This window comes from Sphingomonas panaciterrae, from assembly GCF_036890205.1.
Taxonomy (GTDB): Bacteria; Pseudomonadota; Alphaproteobacteria; order Sphingomonadales; family Sphingomonadaceae; genus Sphingomonas; species Sphingomonas panaciterrae.
In genome coordinates, this window is record NZ_JAKNQR010000011.1 from 26893 (window position 1) to 46287 (window position 19395).

At 65.8% G+C, this 19395-nt stretch carries 20 protein-coding genes; all 20 read right to left on the reverse strand.

The window, feature by feature from the left end:
• Position 1: 1 nt before the first annotated feature.
• A complete protein-coding gene (locus L8F96_RS16730) occupies positions 2 to 3886 on the reverse strand; it encodes a M15 family metallopeptidase (protein WP_334656729.1) in 3885 nt (1294 codons plus the stop codon).
• 487 nt (positions 3887 to 4373) lie between these two features.
• Positions 4374 to 4946, reverse strand: coding sequence for a hypothetical protein (locus L8F96_RS16735; protein WP_334656730.1), 573 nt, complete (start codon positions 4944 to 4946; stop codon positions 4374 to 4376).
• Between the two features lie 238 nt (positions 4947 to 5184).
• The gene (locus L8F96_RS16740) at positions 5185 to 5970 is read right to left on the reverse strand and encodes a hypothetical protein (protein WP_334656731.1); all 786 of its coding nucleotides are present in this window, start codon (positions 5968 to 5970) and stop codon (positions 5185 to 5187) included.
• A gap of 11 nt (positions 5971 to 5981) precedes the next feature.
• Positions 5982 to 7172, reverse strand: a complete 1191-nt coding sequence (locus L8F96_RS16745; protein ID WP_334656732.1) for a hypothetical protein — start codon at positions 7170 to 7172, stop codon at positions 5982 to 5984.
• A 25-nt stretch (positions 7173 to 7197) separates the two neighbouring features.
• Positions 7198 to 7548 carry a hypothetical protein gene (locus L8F96_RS16750; protein WP_334656733.1) on the reverse strand — a complete coding sequence of 117 codons (351 nt, stop codon included), beginning with the start codon at positions 7546 to 7548 and terminating at the stop codon, positions 7198 to 7200.
• Positions 7549 to 7571: 23 nt separating this feature from the next.
• The gene (locus L8F96_RS16755; protein WP_334656734.1) at positions 7572 to 7967 is read right to left on the reverse strand and encodes a hypothetical protein; all 396 of its coding nucleotides are present in this window, start codon (positions 7965 to 7967) and stop codon (positions 7572 to 7574) included.
• A gap of 65 nt (positions 7968 to 8032) precedes the next feature.
• Entirely contained in the window at positions 8033 to 8368 is a 336-nt protein-coding gene (locus tag L8F96_RS16760; RefSeq protein ID WP_334656735.1) for a head-tail joining protein, read from the reverse strand.
• Entirely contained in the window at positions 8365 to 8742 is a 378-nt protein-coding gene (locus L8F96_RS16765) for a hypothetical protein (RefSeq protein WP_334656736.1), read from the reverse strand. Before L8F96_RS16765 ends, L8F96_RS16760 begins: the two co-directional genes overlap by 4 nt.
• A gap of 26 nt (positions 8743 to 8768) precedes the next feature.
• A complete protein-coding gene (locus tag L8F96_RS16770; RefSeq protein ID WP_334656737.1) occupies positions 8769 to 9785 on the reverse strand; it encodes a major capsid protein in 1017 nt (338 codons plus the stop codon).
• A 31-nt stretch (positions 9786 to 9816) separates the two neighbouring features.
• Complete coding sequence (locus tag L8F96_RS16775; protein WP_334656738.1) at positions 9817 to 10206, reverse strand: head decoration protein; 390 nt, start codon at positions 10204 to 10206, stop codon at positions 9817 to 9819.
• 12 nt (positions 10207 to 10218) lie between these two features.
• The gene (locus tag L8F96_RS16780) at positions 10219 to 10716 is read right to left on the reverse strand and encodes a hypothetical protein (protein ID WP_334656739.1); all 498 of its coding nucleotides are present in this window, start codon (positions 10714 to 10716) and stop codon (positions 10219 to 10221) included.
• 25 nt (positions 10717 to 10741) lie between these two features.
• Positions 10742 to 11641 carry a S49 family peptidase gene (locus tag L8F96_RS16785; protein WP_334656740.1) on the reverse strand — a complete coding sequence of 300 codons (900 nt, stop codon included), beginning with the start codon at positions 11639 to 11641 and terminating at the stop codon, positions 10742 to 10744.
• Positions 11638 to 13287, reverse strand: a complete 1650-nt coding sequence (locus tag L8F96_RS16790; RefSeq protein ID WP_334656741.1) for a phage portal protein — start codon at positions 13285 to 13287, stop codon at positions 11638 to 11640. The genes L8F96_RS16785 and L8F96_RS16790 overlap by 4 nt, the downstream gene beginning before the upstream one ends.
• Positions 13284 to 13532 (reverse strand): hypothetical protein, encoded by a 249-nt coding sequence (locus L8F96_RS16795; RefSeq protein ID WP_334656742.1) that lies wholly within the window; start codon positions 13530 to 13532, stop codon positions 13284 to 13286. Before L8F96_RS16795 ends, L8F96_RS16790 begins: the two co-directional genes overlap by 4 nt.
• A complete protein-coding gene (locus L8F96_RS16800; protein ID WP_334656743.1) occupies positions 13532 to 15649 on the reverse strand; it encodes a terminase gpA endonuclease subunit in 2118 nt (705 codons plus the stop codon). Before L8F96_RS16800 ends, L8F96_RS16795 begins: the two co-directional genes overlap by 1 nt.
• A complete protein-coding gene (locus L8F96_RS16805) occupies positions 15627 to 16265 on the reverse strand; it encodes a hypothetical protein (RefSeq protein ID WP_334656744.1) in 639 nt (212 codons plus the stop codon). Before L8F96_RS16805 ends, L8F96_RS16800 begins: the two co-directional genes overlap by 23 nt.
• 120 nt (positions 16266 to 16385) lie before the next feature.
• Positions 16386 to 17084 carry a hypothetical protein gene (locus L8F96_RS16810; RefSeq protein ID WP_334656745.1) on the reverse strand — a complete coding sequence of 233 codons (699 nt, stop codon included), beginning with the start codon at positions 17082 to 17084 and terminating at the stop codon, positions 16386 to 16388.
• Positions 17081 to 17293, reverse strand: a complete 213-nt coding sequence (locus tag L8F96_RS16815) for a hypothetical protein (protein ID WP_334656746.1) — start codon at positions 17291 to 17293, stop codon at positions 17081 to 17083. Before L8F96_RS16815 ends, L8F96_RS16810 begins: the two co-directional genes overlap by 4 nt.
• Positions 17290 to 18042: a hypothetical protein gene (locus L8F96_RS16820; RefSeq protein WP_334656747.1), complete on the reverse strand. Its 753-nt coding sequence runs from the start codon at positions 18040 to 18042 to the stop codon at positions 17290 to 17292. Before L8F96_RS16820 ends, L8F96_RS16815 begins: the two co-directional genes overlap by 4 nt.
• A partial coding sequence (locus L8F96_RS16825) for a DnaB-like helicase C-terminal domain-containing protein (protein WP_334656748.1) occupies positions 18042 to 19395 on the reverse strand: 1354 nt, incomplete at its 5' end. The genes L8F96_RS16825 and L8F96_RS16820, both read right to left, overlap by 1 nt.

Consider the following 19395-nt stretch of genomic DNA (forward strand, 5'->3'; position numbering starts at 1 on the left):
GTCAGGCGTTCCGAAGCGCGTTCACGCGGGCCAGGCCATTCCCGGAGTCGCCGATCTGCAGGACCATCGGGGTGCCGTTCTGCGCGAGCTGCTTGGAGATGAGGTCCAAGCGGCTGTTGGTGGCGGCGATCGCGCCGGCGAGCGTGTCGGTTTGGCTCGACACAGCGTTCACCATGCCGCTGATGTCGAACGTGCTCCCGGTCGGGATAGACCCGCCCGCCGCGGCGGCAGCCGCCAGCGCGCCCTGCTTGTCGCCGCTGAGCAGGGACGCGACGTTCGCGCCGGCGCCACTGTTCTGGATCGCCTTGTTGGTGAGCTCGGTGACCTTTGCCAACGCCTCGAAATACGGGTTGGTCGATCCGTAGAGCTGACGCTGGATATCGAGATAGTTGCGGGCCGCGTCGGTGAACTGGCCCTGGTCCACCTTCTCGCCGCGCTGGATCGCCTCCATGAGCGGCGTGAAGCTCTGCAGGATGTTCTGCTCGCGGGTGCGCAGCGACAAGCCGTTGTCGCCCTGTTTGAGGTCGTCGAGCAGATCCTTCAGCTGACCGATCGCGGACTCCTGCGCCTGCTTGATCGCCTCAGTGCGCTTGATGGCGTACAGCTCCTCAAGCTGGGCCCGCTCCTCCGACGTGGCGCCGGCCTCGTCGAAGATCTTGCGCAGGTTGGCGAATTCCTTCTCGATCGCCTCCGCCGCGGCGCCGATCGGGTCCTTCATCTGGCGCAGCTGCGTGAACACGCTTTCGAACTGCAGCGCCTTTTGCAGCTGCACCTCAACGTCGTTGCCCAGCTGGATCAGGCGCTGCGTGCCGGCGCGCAGGCCCTGCACCGCACCATCCTTGATCGCGTCGGCGATGGCGAAGCGGATCGCAGCCTCCGCGCCGTCGGTGCCGAAGTCGACCAGGCCCTGACCGCGCGCCTTCTTGGAGTCGAGCGAGCCTTTGAAGCCGGTGGTGCTGACACGGTACTTGCCGTCGAAGGTGCCGATGGAGACATTGTAGTTGCCGAGCGTGCCGCCGAACTGATCGACGATGCGCTGCACGCCTTGGGCAACGGAGTCGCCAAGGTTGCCCGCCGCGCCGCGGGCGCTCGAGCTGTTGCCGGCGATCGATGAGCCGCTCTGCGTGACGTTGCTGGTGCCGTACTTCACCGTGCGGAACAGGCCGCCGACGACGTTGCCGAGGATCCCGCCAGCAATGGCGCCGAGCGGGCCGGCGGCGGAGCCGAGCATCTTGCCCAAAGAGCCACCCACTGCGGTGGCGATGGTGCTGCCGAGTGCCTTACCGCCCTCATTACCAAGGATGCCGCCGATGGCGCCAAGAGTGCCGTTACCAGGGCGACCACTGACCCCGGAGTAGATAGACGCACCAATCTGACCGTAACCAGCGCCAGCCATTACGCTGGCGAGCCTGGCTTCGGACCGCTCCGACAAATTGATTCCAGCCCCCCTGAGCGAGCGGCTAAGAGCGTCAGCAATGTCATCCGCCTGGCCTTGAATACCGCCGGGCTGCAGCAGATTGCGGAACGGGCCGTTGATCCGAACGCCAAGCAGATCGGCGATGCCACTCACGGCGAAACGCAGCTCTTCCGCAGCCTGGCGCGTGCCGATCTTCAGCTCCTCGCTGGCGGCCACGGCGCCGGCGGAGAGGCCGCGCTCCCAATCTTGGATGATCGTGTCGACGTCGGGGCCGAAGATGTCGCGGAACGATTGGTTGAATTCTGCGCCCTTGCGATCGCTGTCAGCCCGGCCGGCGCGCATCTGGAGATCGAAGGCCGTGCCGTTGCTGATCATGCCCGCGCCGGCAAGCTTGTTGATCTCGGTCAGGGTCTCAGCATAATCGCGCGCGGCGGCGGTCGCGGGATCGAACCGGGTCGTGATCGCGTCGAGGCTCTGCTCCAACTCGCGCTGGGCTTGCGCTGCTTCGCGCTCCGCCTTGGCCGCCTCGCGTGCAGCGGCATTCGCTTCCTTTGACGCTGTCGCGCTGGCCTTCCACGCGACATGGAAGTGACGCCCCTCATCCAGCAGCTCGGTGACCTGCACTCCGCGGGCGCGGAACGCGTCGCGAATCTTGCCGATCGTCATGCCTTCCGACTTCGCGATGTCGAGCGCCTGACCGAGTTCGTGGTTGCTATGACCGGGCCGCGCGGCGAGCGGGCCGGTGCCGGCCTGATAGCGTGCGTAGAGTTGTGCTTGATGATCGCGCGAGCGCAGTCCGGACGTCACGGTACCACCGATGCCCGCAACGATCCCCTTCGCCTCACTCAGGGTGATCGTGCGGCCGATCTCATTGACCTTGTTCGTCAGCTTCTTCTGAGCCGCTTCGGCGTCGTTCACGGCCTGGATCTCGCGATCGCGCGCATCGGCAAGCGCGTCCAGTTTCGCGGCGAGCAGCGCGCCATTCTTCTGAAGCGCCGGGTCGTTCTCCAGCGCCGAGCGCTGCTGACGGTAGATCAGGTCGATTCCGCTACGCGGATCGCGCATGGCGTCGACCCGCTGGCCGATCAAGCGAGCGAGGCCAGCGTTATAGCCCGACTGAAGCGCGGTCAGCTTGGTGTTGTTTTCCGCAAGCTGACGCTCCAGCTCCGTGACACGGTTGCGGGATTGACGCTGAACCTCGCTGATTGCCTCCCCAGCGATCGACGCGGCGCCTGCCGAGTTGTTGAGCTGCTCCTCGGCGCGCGCCTGTTCGAGCAATGCCTGTGTGCGCTGGCGGGTCGCAATGGCGGCATCGAGGTCGATCTTGATCTGCGCCGTATCGAGCGCCTGCTTGCGCTCCATCGTGGTGATCGCATCGCCCTGTGCCTTGGCGAGGTCCAGCACTGCCTTCCGGTGAGCTTCCTTGGCCTTCGCCGCCATCTCATCCGCCTCGCTCTCTTTGAACAATGCAGGAATGAGCATGCCGGTGAGGGTCAGTGCACCTAGCAGAACGGCGCCCTGCCAGCCGGCTAGGAAGCGAGCCGCCGCGCCAACTTTCCCGCCGAATTCCGTGAAAGCGTAGGCTGCCTGCGAACCCTGCTGCGTCAGGATGATCAGCGCGCTGGTGCCCAGCTGTGCCTGGATAATCGAATCCTGCAACTGCTGGCCGAGCTGGACATAGGCGAAGCGCTGATTGCGAGCGCTGCTCGTTGCGAAGTCGCTCGATTGGCCCAGCTTCACGCCGGACTGCGCCACCGCATCAGCGACACGGGTGTGGGTGGCGGCATTGTCTTCAAGCCGCTGAGCCTCGAGCAGGGCCGCGTTCGCCGCCTCGCGCGCCGCGATGGCGTAGTTGCGATCCGCAATGGTCGCCTTGTCGGTCGCAGCGGCGACGCGTTCTGCCGCCCGCGCCAAAGCCTCCTGCTCGGTCGCGAATGCGCGCGCCGCTGCCGCAGCGGCCGCGGAGCCGCGCGGGTCGAGGGACATGCCAACAAGTTGCTGGGGCGCGGCTACCGACTGAACGGCGGCAGCAATGCGCTGCTGTTGGAGCGAGACCAGCGCCTGCGCTTCGCGGTCTGCCTGAGCCCATGCCGCGGTGCGGGCAGCCTGTTCCTGGCGGATCGCCGACATGGCGGCGTCGAACTCACGCTGGATCTGTGCCACACGCTCTGCGCTCGCGCGCGCCTGCTGCGCGGCAAGTGCGTTTTGGGCGGAGAGTTGGGCGTCAACGAGCTTCTGAAATGGGCTGGCGTTCAGCGACTTCAGCGCGGCGTCGATGCCGAGCGGATCAGCGATCTTGCGGGCAGTCTCAGACTTGAAGGTCTGCACCTGCCGAGTGAGTGACTGAAAGCCCTGCGCCGCCCGCCCGGTGCCGGCGAGGATCGACTGCTCGAACCCGGACATCGCCGTGTCGATCGATCCATCTTCACGGATCGCGAGGACGAGCGGGAACACGCTGTCGTCAGCCATATGTCGTCCTCCTTTCGTGCAAAGAAAAAGCCGCCCGGTTAGGGGCGGCTCGCAGATGGGTCATCTTGAAGTCTCAGTAAGAGTGGCAGGTCGTAGTCACTCTATTCGTTGACGATGTAGTGGTGCACGTCACCGTCGAGCGGTACCTTGGTGACCAAAATATCGGCTCGCCGTAGCGATACCGGACCATCGTCTCCACTTCAGTCCAGTCAACGCCATCGGGCCGCTTCGCCTTGGCGAATATCTTCTCTATGCCTCGCCGGCGTCCTTTGTTCTCGGTGTACTGTTTAACGATGTAGTCCCGGTACGCGAAAAAGCGCGATCTACATTCGTCCGTTGTCCCGCAGAACACCTTCATATCGCGTTCAACCGCGACGTCGGATATGTCCACGTTTGGCGGAGCCATCCGCTCTGAACTTCCGCTGGCGGTTTCTAGAACCAGCGCAACGATCACCAGTGAAAGCATAGCACAACCCTTCGCGGGTCGTCACCGACTCCGCCCCAGATCCTCACGAAGCATGGACGGTAGCTGCCTGAGCCAGCGTTGCGCAATCTCGCGCGGTGCGACGCGCCGTTGGCGTCGCGTGCGCCGGATCAGCACGAAGGCCACCAGGCCTACACGCGCGCGGCCGGCGCCGACACGCCCTCGCTTGGGCAGCCGGCGCGCCTTGCCCTGCCGCGCGAGCTGGATGGTGGTATCTTTCACGACCAGGTACGCCACTTGCCCGCGACGGCTGGGAATGAAGGTGAGGGGACCGATCCGATCCTCGAACCCCTTTTCGCGGTAGAGCTCCGGCGTCATGCGCCGCCGCCCGGCGCGTTGCGGGATCTCGTTGGTGGGCAGGGCCATCCATTTGCCGCGACCCTTCGGGCCGATCTCGGTGACGTCCTGCTCGACATAGGACCTGAGCGCGCCGGCGGTCCGCTGCGACTTGATCCTGGTGGTGACGAAGCCGGCCACGTCGAGCTTGTCGCCGCCTCGACCGCGAGGGCGGTTTTTCCGGACGTCGGAGGTGGCGGCGATCGCATTGGCCAGATTGCCCAGCCGCTGGGATCGCATGGCTGCGCGGATCTCGTCCCGCGCGCCAAACGCGGCACGATCGGTAGTGCGGGCTGCGGCCTTGGTGAGCCGCGCCTTATTCTTCCGCCGCCATGGACCGGTCGAACCGCGCGCCGGTGAGCGCAGCTCGAACCTCATCGCTTCGGATCCAGCTTCCGCCACTCGACCGCGATGTGGTCGAACGCGGCGATCAACTGCACCGGTTGGTCGAGGTAGCAACCACCATCCGGCCAGTGGATCATGCCGTTAGCGTCTCGGCAGCGGAGCCAGAGGAGGACAAGCTCTCGAGCTGCGGGTTCGATGGCGGCGCTTCGCTGCTCTGATCCGATCCAGCCGCCGTCGAGCCACTCGGGGTGTCGGATTGCGACGACGGCGCTGGCGAGTTTTTTTCCGCGTCCTGCGCAAGGCCGAGGAGGTTGAGCGCGCGGAGCGTCAGCTCGGCAAAACCGGCGCCGTTCACACCCTCAACGCCGTCGGCGATCGCGGCCAGCTCAATCCGCTGGATCTCGTCCTCAAGCCGGTCGAGCAGGTCGAGCGGCACCACACCATCTTCCAGGCGGAACGAGAGGTTCACGTTCGACCAGCCAGCGAGGAATTGCCCCAGTGCGACCTTCGGCGCGTCCTGGTTGAACCGCGCATTGTCCGAATTCATCCGTCGCAGCATCGGCCACGCATCGGTGAGCCGATCGACGGCGAGCATGATGGCCTCCGCCTCGCGCTGGTCGATGACGATCGTTTCATCCTTGCGCGCCTGCCGGAGCGTTTCGTTGAAGGTCGTCAGCCGCGCCTCATTGGCGGCGAGCTGGTCGGGATCGCCGACCCACAGCTCCCGCATTGCGCGAAGCACCTCCGCCTCAACCACCGGCTCGGGATGGAAGCGGAGACCCTCCTCGATCAGCGCCTGGCTGTAGCGACGCTTCGACCGCGGTGTTGCCGGCCGCAGCCGGAACACCGGCTTCGGCTCGAGGTTGGCGAAGCTGGCGGGTATGAAGACCGACAGCTCCGTGCTGGTGATCGGGATCATTCGCGCTCCGATCAGAACGACGTGAAGGGGATGGAGAGCGCGATCGTGCGGTTAGCGCCGTCGATGTACGCCTGCCCGGTGCTGGTGACGAACGCACCGGAGTTATCAGGTGACCGCGGGGCGAAGCGCATGTCGGTTACGGTAAGGCCGAAGGCGTTGCCGCTGCCGAGACCCCACAGAGCGAACAGCGGGTAATAGGCCTGGCTGTCCGACATGGTGAGATCGTCGAAGGCGCTGATCGCCATCTGGTTCAGCGTCATGTCGACAGTGCGCGTCGTCTCGGTCAGCTGCGCCGCGTCGTTGCCAGACGGCTTATTCGGGTTGGGCGGATAGCCGACCTGCGCGCCCATATCGATCGTGACGGACGAGCCGCCGACCTGCACTTCGCTCACCCACAGCTTGCCGTCGCGGAACGGCGGGATGGCGAGACCGGCCGGCGGGGCGGGCGGGGCCTCGTCCACGGCGCTGGCGAGATCCCCGCTGAGTGTGAATTCGATTGACGGAAGCTCCTGGCTCTCACGACCCGCAGCGGGCAGATTGAACCGGAACGACGAGATGGCACACCCGACACCGTTATAACGGCGCCTGCCGATCCAGCACGATACCGAGAGGGAAGGCGGCTCACCGGGGCTGAGCGCATAGGTGAGCTGCGAGGGCAGCTGCCAGTTGCCGGTGATCGGCGCCCCTGCGCGTTCGGCGAGGCGTGCTGCCTTCGACGAGCCGGTGTAATCGCGAACCGCGGAGAGCCCAGTGCGATTGGCTCCGAGACCGGACAGGGCGAGAAGCAGGCCGTTGTAGATATCGTCGGTTGCCGCACCGGAAGCGCCGAGATTTGCCACACCGGTGGTGCTGCCGACCGCCAGCGCCTCAGGAGCGGGTGGTACCGCCGCCGATAGGATCTGCTCAGCGAAGCCGGCCGCGCGGAGAACGCGTCCCGGTACCCATGCGCCGGCAGCAGGCGGGGAAGCGCCGCCAGGCCCGCGCAGGTAAATACGACCCGTGACGTTGAACGTCTTGCCGAACACAGCGGGGCCAGGGCGGTGGATCGATCCGGTATACTCGCGAACGTCGGACGTGATGCCTTCGATCGATGGGCGGAGATCGGCGACCGCGATCAGATCGGCGAGTGCTGGCGCCACATAGGTGCCGGCGGTGGTCTCGACGGCGATGCCGAGAACCGAATTAAGGGAAAGGTCAGCCATGTCGGTTCCTTTGCTGGCTCTGCGGTCAGGCAGCGGGGCTGGGGATGAGGGCCGTCAGCGCGGCGACTTTGTCCTGTGCGTTCGCCTCGCCCTGAACCTTGATCGGTTCGGCCAGCCATGAGGCCGTCACAGCGAACCAGCTGCCCCCTGTCGCCTCATAGGTGACGGTGTCAGCTGCGGCCGGCTCGCGATCTTCCGGCGCCGTTGCGGGCGGAGACGACTCGGCCGACACGGACGGTTCCACCAGCATTGCGCCGGCGAACAGCGCCTCGCCGGTCTTTCCATCGGCATCGTTTGCCAGCAGCTGGTTCAAGTCGATCGAGGCGTTCGGCAAAGCGGCAGCGCTCGCCGGCGCAGGGGCCGTCGTCTGGGTCATCGATGCAGATCCTTGGTTGGCGGTCAGAACTGGCGCGAGGCGCCGAGGATGGTGAAGAAGTCGCCGCGGGGTGTCAGGAAGCTGAGGTCCCCGGTGAGGGTCGCGCAGCCCAGATCGGGCATGGCGTCGATCTCGGCCGTGGCGGAGCGGAGCTCCAAAGATTCCAGCATGCCGCCCAGCGTGCGGTCGGCCGCGATCAGGCCGTTGGCCTCCGCGACCATCACGGCATGGCGACGGGTGATGGTGGCTGCGCTGAGCAGCTGGTCGTAGAAGTCGAAGTCGACCGTCACCTCATGCCGCATCTCGGCCATGCCGACGGGCGTGAACTGGACGTCGACGATGCGGATCACGACGCATGGGCGTTCCTCGTCGAGGATCGGCTCCTCGTCGGAGCGATCGACGAACACGGCCATGCTCATCTGTTTGATGAGCTCCTGAAGGCCGTCCGAAACCTTCGTGATCGCGGGAGGATGCGGCTCAGCGGTCATTCCGCGGCTCGCTTCAGGTCGATAATCCAGCTGGCGCCGGTGGGGGAGCGGCGGCGAGCAGCCATGGCGAACAGCTGGTTGCCCAGCACGGTGATGGTGATGCGGTCGGCATGCGAGGGCAGGGGAACGGCATCGATCGGCACCTCAATGCTCGGCGCATCTGTGCGCGAGGCGCTGCTGCCGGTGCTGGCATCCGCGGTATCGAACTCGACCCAGGCATTGAAGGTAATGGGAGCAAGGTCACCATCGCCAAACCGGTAGGTGATTTCGTCGCCCAAGGCGTCGTTGACGCCACGCTCAAGAACAAGCGTGGCGTCGCGGAGCGTGGTCATTCGGTGGGCGCGCCTTCGCCGCCAGCAGTGTGAGCCTCGGTAAGCTCGGCCAGGCGCTTCTCGGCGGCTTCCTTGCCGGACACCGTCTCGCCTTCGGCGGGCAGGTTCGGGCCCGCGATGACGTACTTACCGACCGGCTTGTACTTCATGGTGTAAGCGCCAGTAGAGGCGCCGGTGTCGTCATCACCTTCGTCATCGTCGACGGTCTCGACCCCATCGGGATGCTTCCAGCCCTTCGGCTTCTCGATCGACTTGTCGATCACGAAGTCGTTGAGCAGTTCGTCCGGCACCGGATGGCTGTCGCCCTTCTTGGCGACGATCATGCTGGTGCCGTCGTGAAACACCCGCTGGCGCAGGAACTTGTGCTTGGTCATTCAACCCTCCTGTGAGGTAGGACGGATCAGATCTGCGCGCGAAGCACGAGATCAGGGCGGAGGTTGAGGAAGCCGGGATAGGAATAGATTTCCGGCTGCACCCACTGATCGCGATCCTTGTCGCGGACGAGTAGCGGGTAATAGCGACGCCCCATCTGGTGCATCGTCTCGAACCGTTCGTTGCACGGCCCCATCACGTGCTTGAACATCCGCGGCACGCCGACCGGGAAGATCTTGCACTGGTTGGCGGTGATGCCGATCTGCGTGTTGCCGCGGTAGCGGATCCACGTCACGCCAGCGAATTCGAAGCCCTCATACCGCTTCATGCCGCGAAGCTCGGCCGCAGCGGCATAGTTCAGATACGTCTTCTCGACGTCCGGGTGCGTGACCAGGCGGTTGAAGAACGCCGCGCTGCACAGCGCCTTGATGGCGAAGTTCGGCGCATTGCCGGCCATGCTGGCCGTTTCGATGGGGGTGACGATCAGCTCGTCGATATCGCGGCGCAATTTGCCCGGCACATGCACCGACGCGTCGAGATCGAGATCGATCACAGCCGGCTGCGAGATCCCGAACTCCTGATAGAAGTCGATGATCAGCGAACCGTTCGGATTGTACACCGCGCCGTTGAGCGCGCCGAGGCGGTGGAACTCTTCGGTGCCTTCCAGGTCGACGATCAGCTGGTCCTGCTTGCGGGCCAGCACCTTGCCGACGGTCTCGACCTCGCCCTCGCCGTCATACGGACGAAGGTTGGCGATCTGGTGGGCGAAGATCTGGTCGCCCTTTGCCAGGCGGGGCAGCTTGAACTGGCGGACGGCCTTTGCGGGTTCGGTGCCCATCTCGATCGGCGCGCCGCGCAGCGTGGTGTTGATCAGGTTCAGCTGGCCGTTGCGGAACTCGATCTGGATGGTGTCGGTGTTCACCGGCTCCGGTTCGAAGCCGATGAGGGTGTCCAGCCCGGTCGGCACATAGGGCATCTTGTCGATACCCTCGAGCATGCTGCTGACCGAGAAGTAGGGGTCGTTGAAGACGTCGAAGGTGATCATGGAAGGGTCCTTCTGTGCGAACGGGCGACCGTCAGGCCGCGTGCTGGGGCAGAACGGCGAGGCCCAATCCGCGCAGGCCCTCGATCGCGGACGCCTGCTGCGTCGCGTTGAGGCTGCCCTTGTGGATCAGGTCGTTGCCGTTGATGGTGGCGGGTCCGCGGCGGGTGGCCACGGTAGTGACGTCGGCGCTGGTGGCATCGACCTTGTGGAACAGGATGCCGGCGACGTTCTGCGAGCCATCGCTCGCGGCCGGGTCATGCGCAGCGAACTTCTTGCTCGCCGTGATGCGGCCCAGGATCTGGCCGGGGAAGAGAACGCCCTGGCCGCTGGCCACGATGATCTCTTCGTTGACGATGTTCGGGCCGGCGCACTCGCCGAGGTAGTTGCCCGAACGGCGGAATTCGTAGGGGATCGGGGGCATTGAGGAAGCTCCTTAACTGCCGCGTGTGCCGCGGATCTTGGCCCAGAAATCACCGGCGCTTGCGCGACTGGTGTCGGTGTCGTCGCCCGCGCCAAGCTCCGGGTTCGGCTGCTCGGTGAGGCGCTGAAGCATGGCGTCCGCCGCCGCGCCGCCGCCCTTCGGCAGCTTGGCGAGCAGAGTGGTGATCTCGCCGGCGTTCATGCTGGTCTGGAGCATGTCGGCAGCCTGGCGCTCGCGCCCAACGCTGTGCTCGGAGGCGAAAACGGTAGCGACGCGGGCGTTCGCCGCGGCGGCAGGGTCTGGCGCCGGTTCGGGAGCGGGGTCAGGCTCGGGGGCGGGGTCGGGTTCGGCAGGCGCTTCCGGTTCGGTCGTCGAGGCAGGTTCCTCTTCCTCGCCGTTGTCCGTGACGAGCACCACCGGGTCACCGCCCAGCTCTTCCTCGGCCGCCGCGCTGATGGCGCGCGCCGTCTTCCCCAGGCTCGCAAAGCGCGAGCCGAGCGCGATACGCATGGCATTTCCTTTCAGTGAGGCGGGGTCAGTTGGCCCGCGCGATGGAGCGCTGGAGCTTTGCCCAGGCTTCGGGTTCGGACATGACGCCGTCGATCAGGCCCAGCTTCAGCGCCTCAGCGGCGGGGAACCAGTCGGCCTCGGTGGCGAGCACCGCCGCCTTCGACATGCGCCGGCCAGCAGCGACGAGGGTGGCGAAGCGCTGACGGGTCTCGTCGACCCACGCTTGCAGCTTGGCCCGCGTGCGATCGTCGAGCGTCTCGTAAGGACCGCCGCGCGCCTTCTGCTCGCCGGCTCGGATCATCTCGACCTTGATGCCTTCCTTGGAGAGGCCCTCTGTCAGGTCGACGTGCATGCAATAGACGCCGATGGAGCCGGCGATCGCGTCCGCCGGTGCGTAGATCTTGTCGCAGACCGACGCGAGGGCATAGGCGGCGGAGCAGGCGGTCTCGTTGACGAATGCCCAGATCGGCTTGCCGCCCTCGCTCTTCGTGCAGCGGGCAATCTCTTCGGCGAGCGTGAAGCAGCCAGCCGTCGCGCCGCCAGGACTGTCGTAGTCGAACCAGATGGCCTTCACTTCACGATCGGCCATGGCGCTGCGCAGCTTCTGCGCGATGCCATCATAGCCGGTCAGGCCTGACATGGGGTCGACGTACCCATATTTATGCACCAGCGTGCCATCGACTTCGATCACGGCGACATTGCTTTCGATCGGATACAGCTTGTCCCGCGCACGCCCGCGGAACGTGGCGTCGCCGGCGCTGGCCTGAAGATCGAGCGCGTTGAGCGTAACGCCGTCGATGCGCTCGAACGAGACGACGCCGAGCCGCTCCTGCAACGCCGCGACGATCACCTCGGCCTTGGCCGGGTCGATCATCAAGGGCACGTTGAACAGCTGGCTGGACGCCAGGCGGGCTAGTCGGCTCATCGTTCAGCTCCGGCGGTTTCGCGCGCGTCGGCGCTGTCGGGATCGTCTTCGTCGTTGCCGCCGCCGGCGTTGCCGGAAGCGACCTGCGCTTCCCCGGCGATCGGCAGACCGTATTTGCGGCGCTGCTCCATCTCGCGCTTCTCCTGCCACATGACCTCGCGCCAATCGCGGCCCTGCTCTGCGCAGTCGATTTCGAGGTTGGACACGCCGCCGGCGCGATCGATCGCGGAGCCGTCAGCTTCCTTCTTCCGGTCGATGATGCCGCGGCCCGGCCCCATCCATTCGCACTGCGTCAGTGCGTCGCGGAACACGTAGAACATGGCCTTGCCGCCGGGAATCTCGATCAGGTCACGCGCCACCGCCTCTTCCAGCCACGCGGCGAAGATCGGCGTGCAGAACATCTGGGTGAACAGGTGGCGGTCGGCGAGCAAGCCGCGCCAGATCTCGTTGAGCAGCGTGCGGGCGCTCGAATAGTTGATGCCCGACCAATCGTTGCTGAGCTGCTCGTAGGAGATGCCCAGCGCCGACGCGATCGCGCGCAGGATGTAGTTCTGAAAGGCGACGAAGTTGCTCGACGCGCGCTCCGCGGTGAGCGTCTCGATCTTGTCGCCGTCAGGCAGCACCGCGACCCGCACGTTGTTGAACGTGAGGTCCGCCTCTTCGTAGAAGCCGGCGCGGTTGAGATCGTTGTCGTCGCCCAGGCCGTCGTCGGCCGGCGCCATGGATGCCGCCATGTCGGCGGAGCTGCGGTTCGTGGTCGCGAACAGGCCGAAGATGGCGTTCGTGATCTGGGCCTGCAGCTCGGTTTTATCGGCGAGGTGCTGCTGCTGAACCCTCGCCATCACCGAGGCGAGGCGGCCAATCGCGTGGTGCTGGTGCGCGCGTCGCTTGTTCAGCGCGCGAACGAATAGGGAGCGGCCGGTCGGCCCCTCGCGCGCGACCCGCTCCCATTTGCTGGTGTCGGGATTGTACCCGACGTCGCCGGGGTGCGCCTTGCGGACGTGGTAGGCGACCTCCGCGCCGTATTGGTCCAGTTCGACCCCGCCTCGCAGCCGAGCGCTGTCGGGCTTGCCGGCAGGGTTGGACAGCCGGTCGGGGTCGACGATCTGGACGGCGGTGCTGAACAGGCCTCCGCGCTCGATCATCATCACCGCGGCGCAGGCGCTGCCGTCAGTGACGTAGTGGCGATACGCCAGCTGGATCATGCCGCCAAATTGGTGGTGCCGCTCGACGTCGCAGAGGAAGCGCGACGAGTTCGCCCAGGTGCGCCACAGCGCCTCGACACGGATCGACCATTCGTCGGCCCATTCCGCCGACATGCCGATCGCGGCGAAGTCGGGCTTCAGCTTTAGCCGGAGGTTCGACCCGACAACCGCATCGACACGGCGATCGATGCCGCCAGCGATCAAGCCGTTGTTCCGGTCGATATCGCGCGACCGCGCCACGATCCGGTCGCGCGATTGCATCACCTCGGCATCGGCGCTGCGCAGGGCAGGGTAGAAGCCGGCAAGCTCCTGGCTGCTGCCGCCGGCCACATAGGCGTGATTGGTCAGCGTCACGACGCCGGCGGAGGCACGCGTCTTCGGCTCGGCGACCGTCGCGGTGATGGTGCCGTTGGGCAAGCCGCCCGCCGTGATGGACGTCACCGCCCGTTGAACCGCACGCTGAGCGCGTGGAAGCGCGGGCGACTAGTGCCGGCATCGACTGCGAGGGCGGCGAGATCGGAATCGATGTCGTCGATCGCGTCCTTGATGTCGGCAGCCGTCATGTCCCGGTACACGACCCGCCGACCGTCGCGCCAATACTCGCGGACGCTCTGCCCGCTGAGCAGCGACAGGCGCGCGGCGCGCAGCGCTGCCTTGTCTGCCTCCAACTCTTCGCGTGTCGCCATCATCGTTTCCTGTTGAGCTCGGCCAACCGCTGCCGCGCCGAGCGCGGCGCCGCTTTGGCCGGTTGAGCTTGTGACTTGTCAGGTGCAGCCGGCTCTTCACCAGCTATGCGCACCGGCCTGGCCCAGATCGGGCGCAGGGTGTTCCACTTGATGTCCGCGCGATCGGGGCGGAGCATCAGCCTGACCGCCTCAGCATAGCCGAAGAGGTCGAGCGTTTCGTTCGGGCCGCGGCGTTCCCATTTGCCGTCGATCAGCACCTCGCCGGTAAACTCGGCGAACGTCGATCGGGGCAGGCCATTGGCGAAGTAGCATTGGCCCGGCCCGTCGTCGGTCACGGCGAGGCGTTCGACCGCCTGCGACTTCAGCTTGAACACGCCGAGGTCGAATTCCATCACCGTAGGGGCGACCGGCCGGCCTTGCTCGTCAGCACTGACCTTTCGGCCCGTTACGGGCAGCTCCGTTGCGTTCGCCGATTTGGCGCCCTTGATCAGGCGGACCCGTTCCCAGCGGCTCGCGCCCTTGCCCCAGGCATATCCGGCGACGGCCATGCGTCGGGCGAACTCGCGCGCCTTCCACGTTACGTTGCCATCGCCGCTGTCGATCGCGACCGCCGCCACTGGCAAGGCTATATCGGGGTCGGATGCGAGCGGCAGCTTGCGGTCCAGCACCTCGGTGCGGATCAGGTTCCAATCGTCGATCCGCTCGGCGGGGCGAATGTCGCGGAGCCGACCATCTGGCCAGCGTCGCTGCTTCAGCGTCATGCGGTCGATCAACCAGGACCGACCCTCGATATCCCAGCCCCAGAAGCCGACGTCGAACTTGGCGCCGCCGGGGTCGACGGATGCGGTTATGAACAAAACTTCGTCAGGCACCGTGCCGACAGCGAAGCCGGTATCGTCACTGGCGCGCTGGGCGAGACGTTCGGGTGCGATGTGAGCGCCGCCGGCGCCGCCCCCCTCGTAGATCTCGCCCATTTCCTTGGACGTGACCTCGCGCAGCTTCTCCGGCTTGCGGGTGCGCTGGAAATGCAGCCGCGCCGCCTCATAGCTGCGGGCCAGCTCGCCCAGCTTCACGAACGGCGTCATAGTGCCGTGGATCCAGAGGCCGACCGCAGTCATGCTGCGCGGCTCGCCGATCACCTCGCCGGTCTCGGCGTCGATCGTCTGGCCTTCGAAAACCAGCCGACGGTTGGCGAGCAGGTGCGCCTTGGCCGCATCGTCGAGCAGCGAACCGCAGTGCGGGCACAGCAGCCGCGCCGATTCCTTCACCCGATCGAGATATTCGTCGTCGGTCACACCCTCGAGCCTGTCGTAGTGGAGGACCATGCGGTGCTTCGCCGGCGGAGCCGGGCTCGACCACCAGGTGCATTCGGGGCACCGCCACCACCAGATCGAGCGGCAGGTTTCCTTGTACGCGGCGCCAACACCGCTGCCCCAACCAGCGTCAGGGTGGCTGCAGATGTAGGCTTTGCGCCGCGACCCCAGCGTTCGGCCGCGGATCTTGACCTGATTGGCCATGGTGCCGCGGAGGCGGGGCCGAACCGTGTCGATCTCGTCGACCACGATGAAGCCGGCCTGGCGGTTTGTGATCGTGCTCGGATTGACCGGCAGATAGGCGAGGCGCCGGCCGTTGATGCGCTTGAACGCCAGCTTGTTGTCGCTGCGCCCCTTGCCGATCTTGGCTTTGAGATCCGGGTGAATGTCGAACATCGGCGTCACGACGTTGTCGATGTATGCCTCGACCTCCGACCCGGCGCCCAGGTACCAGAGCACGTCGACCAGCGGGCCGAACTTCATCAGTTTGAATAGGTAATTTTCGGCCGCAACGGTGCCGCCGACGCGCCCGGGCTTGATCACCACCACCATCTCGACCCGTGGATCGTCGAGTAGATCCTGAATATCGTTGATGTAGGGGGTGAGGGTGGGCGACCAGTCGATCGTTCCCTTGCCCTCCGGAGCCGGTAGCTTTCGAAAGCGAGCCGCGCATTCCGTGGTCGAGATGCGCTCGGGAGGTGTCAGGAGGGTCAGCGATTCGCGCGCGATCTTGACGATATCGGCGCAAAAACCGTCGCGGCTCAGTCGGTCGAGATCCGATCTAAGCTCGGCCAAACCCTCCATTGTCGCTCCATTTGGCGAGATGCGCGTCACAGCGATCGCGGACGGTGATCAGCACGGTGCGCAGCTCGTCCTCCACCTCGGCGCGGTGCTCCGCTGGCCACATGCCGGCCGGATCGATCCTGGCGGTGATGGCCAGTGTTTCGGTCTGCATCAGGCCCATGAGATCGTTCAGCAAAGCGCTGACCATATCGGCGCGAATGTACTCGCCCTGCTCGCGCTTGAGCCGGTGCGTCATCAGGCGAGCCTCAGCGATCGCCTTGGCGCCGCGCGCTTCTGCACCGAAGTCGATCAGCGGCATCGCGGTGCGCTCCGAGATGCCAGCCAGTCGCGCCGCCTCGTCCGAACGCTGTCCCTTCGTGACTGCAATGGCGCGGCCCGACGCGATCAGATGATCGAGCACAGCGACCAAGTCGAACTGCCACTTCGTACCAGGACCGCCGCGCTGCATGACCGGCAGCTTGGCGTCCTTCTCGGCCCAGCGTTCCAGCACCCGCCACGTGATGCCGGTCGCCTTGGCCAGGCCGCTGGCGCTGACGATCGTACCCGGCGCGGCATCAGCGCGGGCAGAGTTCAGCTGGTCGAGATAAGCGCTGGGATCAGCGGCGACGCGGGGCATGTCAGGGGAGCCGAAGTGCCGCAGTTACAACAAAGCCCGGCAGCCGATCGGCTCCGGGCGCAATTCCACACAACGCATTCCCTATCGATTCTCCCTGTCGGGAAGTCAACACGAAAAACATCACAGCTGCCGCACGGGCAGGCGGTGCTTGATCGCGCCGTGAAGCTCGAGCGCGCCCTGCCGGAAGGCCGCGGAGGCATTGCGGAAGCCAACGCGCGCTTTCCGCGCCGCCTCCTCGATCGTGTCGTTGTCGAGCACGACGAGATCCACGATCGTGCGGAATGCCAGCGGGATGCCATCCCGCGCGAAGCGGTAATCCTCCCATGCCTCCCAGCCGATCGCCGACTTGGGCAGGTGGTCGCGGCGAGGCGTGCCCCCACGGATCACCGGCGTGTAGCTGCCAGCCGATACGGTGATACCCAGCCCGGTGTCCTCCCAAGCCTTCCGGTACCAGGCGCAGGCCGCGAAGGTGTCGTCGTCCAGCACGCCGCGGCTGTGGAGCTGCACCAGCCGGTCGGGGATGACGCGGCGCAGGGCCTTGCCGTCCCGCACGGTGCCATCTCGGCCCTCGATCGTGAACTGACGGAACTCGCCCTTGCTCAGCTGCTCCGGTGTCGGGCCGTCCGATGCGTCGCCCAAGTTGACGAACGTGCCATCCTCCACCTCGACCTGCGCCGCCTCTCGCCGGGCATCCGCAGCGGCACAGATCCGATCACGCTCGAGCAGGTCGGCAGCGCGCTGGCGCTCGCGCTTCTTGGCGGTCAACAGCCGTTCGACGCGGTCGGCGAGACCCTCGCTCACTTCCCCCCGGTTCGTCACTTCCCTGCGCCTCCCTTGCGCTTGCCGTAGAGCTTTTCAGCGAGCAGCTCGGCTTGTGCTCGGTCGGTCCAGCTGGTGAGCCATTCCGGGTTGATCAGGACGATGCCGGTGTTGAGCCAGGCTGACCGAGCAGCGTGGAAAGCCGCGTCGGGATCTGGCTCGTGGTTGAGGCGAGCGAAGCGACCTAGCGGTGATCCAAGCCGGCTCATTGCGTGGTCATCCGCTGGCTGATGCGGTTCAGACGGGTGATCTCTGCCGCATCGGCCGCGACCTTCTCGCGGACCGCCGCGTCGAAGAGTTTCAGCTTGAACGGCGCGCGGCCATTCCGCTGCATCTCGCTCTCCGCGACACGCTGTACGACCGGGATGATATCCCGCTCGAGCTTTACGTCGGGCAGCGCCAGCCACTCCCGGAGCAGGTATGCGTCCGAGGGCGGTGAGACGAACCGTCCAGCCTTCATCACCGCCGCGAGATCGGGTGGAGGTCCGTCTCTTGGGGGTAGGGGGCTTTCTGGCTTCTGGCTTCTGGCTTCTGGGGCCGGCCTTTTGCCGGAACCGTTGCCGGAGTTTTGCCGCGGCAAATCCGATTTTCGCTGTGTTTTCAGATTTGTAGCGGCAGCCCCTTTTGCGCCTGCTTTCGCTCTTTTTTTCGAAAGTTCGGCGTCTTTTCGCAGCCTACGGTTGTAGATGACGCCTGCCCTGGTGCGCGAATAAACCCCTCTCCGTTCCAGTTCCTCAGCGAGGGCAGCTACCGTCTCTTCAGGCTGCCCGACGTAAATCGCCAGGTCAGCCATGGTGCACGGCTCGCTGCCCACCCTGAGTTCTCCTTTCGGGGTGGCCTTCGCCATCAGGCACAGCATACGCATCCACAGCCCTTGTGCGGCTAGGCTGCTCATACGAAGGCCGGGGTCGGCCTCGTAATCGGTCCAGAACCATTTGGTCCAAGGTTCGGCCGTCATCAGCGACGGCCCGAAGAAAAGAAGGCGGAGCCACGCACGGCCTGGTGCGAGGCGAAGAAGTAGCAGTTGCGCCGGCCGATACGGCCCTTGCGCACCTTGGCGCTGATCAGCTCCACCCGGTCGCGGCACGCGTCCATGGCGGTTTCCCACGCGGCACGCTTGCGGTCGTCATGCTGGTCGGGCTCGCTGCGTTCGAGGTAATATTGCTCGCGATAGACGAACAGCACCGTGTCGGCGTCCTGCTCGATCTCGCCGCTGTCGCGCAGGTCGGAAAGCTGGGGGCGCTTGTCCTCCCGCTTCTCAACCTCACGGTTCAGCTGGGCGAGCAGCACGATCGCGACGTTCAACTCGCGCGCCAGCGTCTTGATGGTGCGGCTGACCTCGCTGACTTCCTCGTACCGCTTCTGCTTGCTGCTGTCGCCGCGCACCAGCCCGAGATAGTCGATGAACACGACGTCGAGCGTCTTTCCCTTGCCAGCCATCTGGCGGCGGTACCGACGGATCATCATGGCCAGGCGCCCGATCCGCAGGCCGGCGTCTTCGTGGAAGATCAGCGGCCAGCTGTCGATCTGGCGGCGGATCTCGCCGATGCGGTCGCGATCGAAGGCGGTGAACTTCCCGCGCTGCACATTCTCGTAGCTGGCGGACTGGCCATAGTCGAAGATCGTGTCGGTGATCGCGCGCTTGGTCAGTTCCTCCACTGACATTTCGAGGCTGACGAACAGGGTGCCGTGCCCGGCGCGGGCGGAAGCGAGCGCCGCAGACAGCCCAACGGCCGTCTTGCCCATGCTCGGCCGCCCGGCGAGGATCACGACCTCACCGCGCCGCATGGTGCCGGTCAGTTCGTTCCAGTCGTCCAGACCGTGGACAGCAAGCCCGGTCGGTGCGTCGCCGCGAGCCTCGGCCTCGATCGCTTTCAGCGTGTTGTCGAAGGCACGATCGAACGAAACGCCCTTTGACACGTGATCACGCTGGAGCGCTTCGGTCATGGCTTGGTCGATCGTGTCGACGAGCGATTCGATCGGCGTGCCTATGCGCGCACTGTCACGGCTCGCCTCGATAAGCTCGCCGAGGCGCGTTACCAGCCTCCGGCGTTTGCTGAGGTCTGCGATCTGCTTGGCGAAATCGACGGTGCCGATCAGGCCGGCGCCGGAGCCGGTGAGCTGGGCGAGGTAGGACGGGCCGCCCAGCTCAGCCAAGCCAGCGTCATGTTCTAGGAGCGGACGCAGCAGGATGGGGTTCGCGCGACGGCCAGCCTGCACCTCGCCGACAATCGCGGCGTAGATGCGGCCATGCGCCTGCTCGTAGAAATCATCCTGCGTGAGCAGGTCAGCGACCCGGTCGACGCCGCGG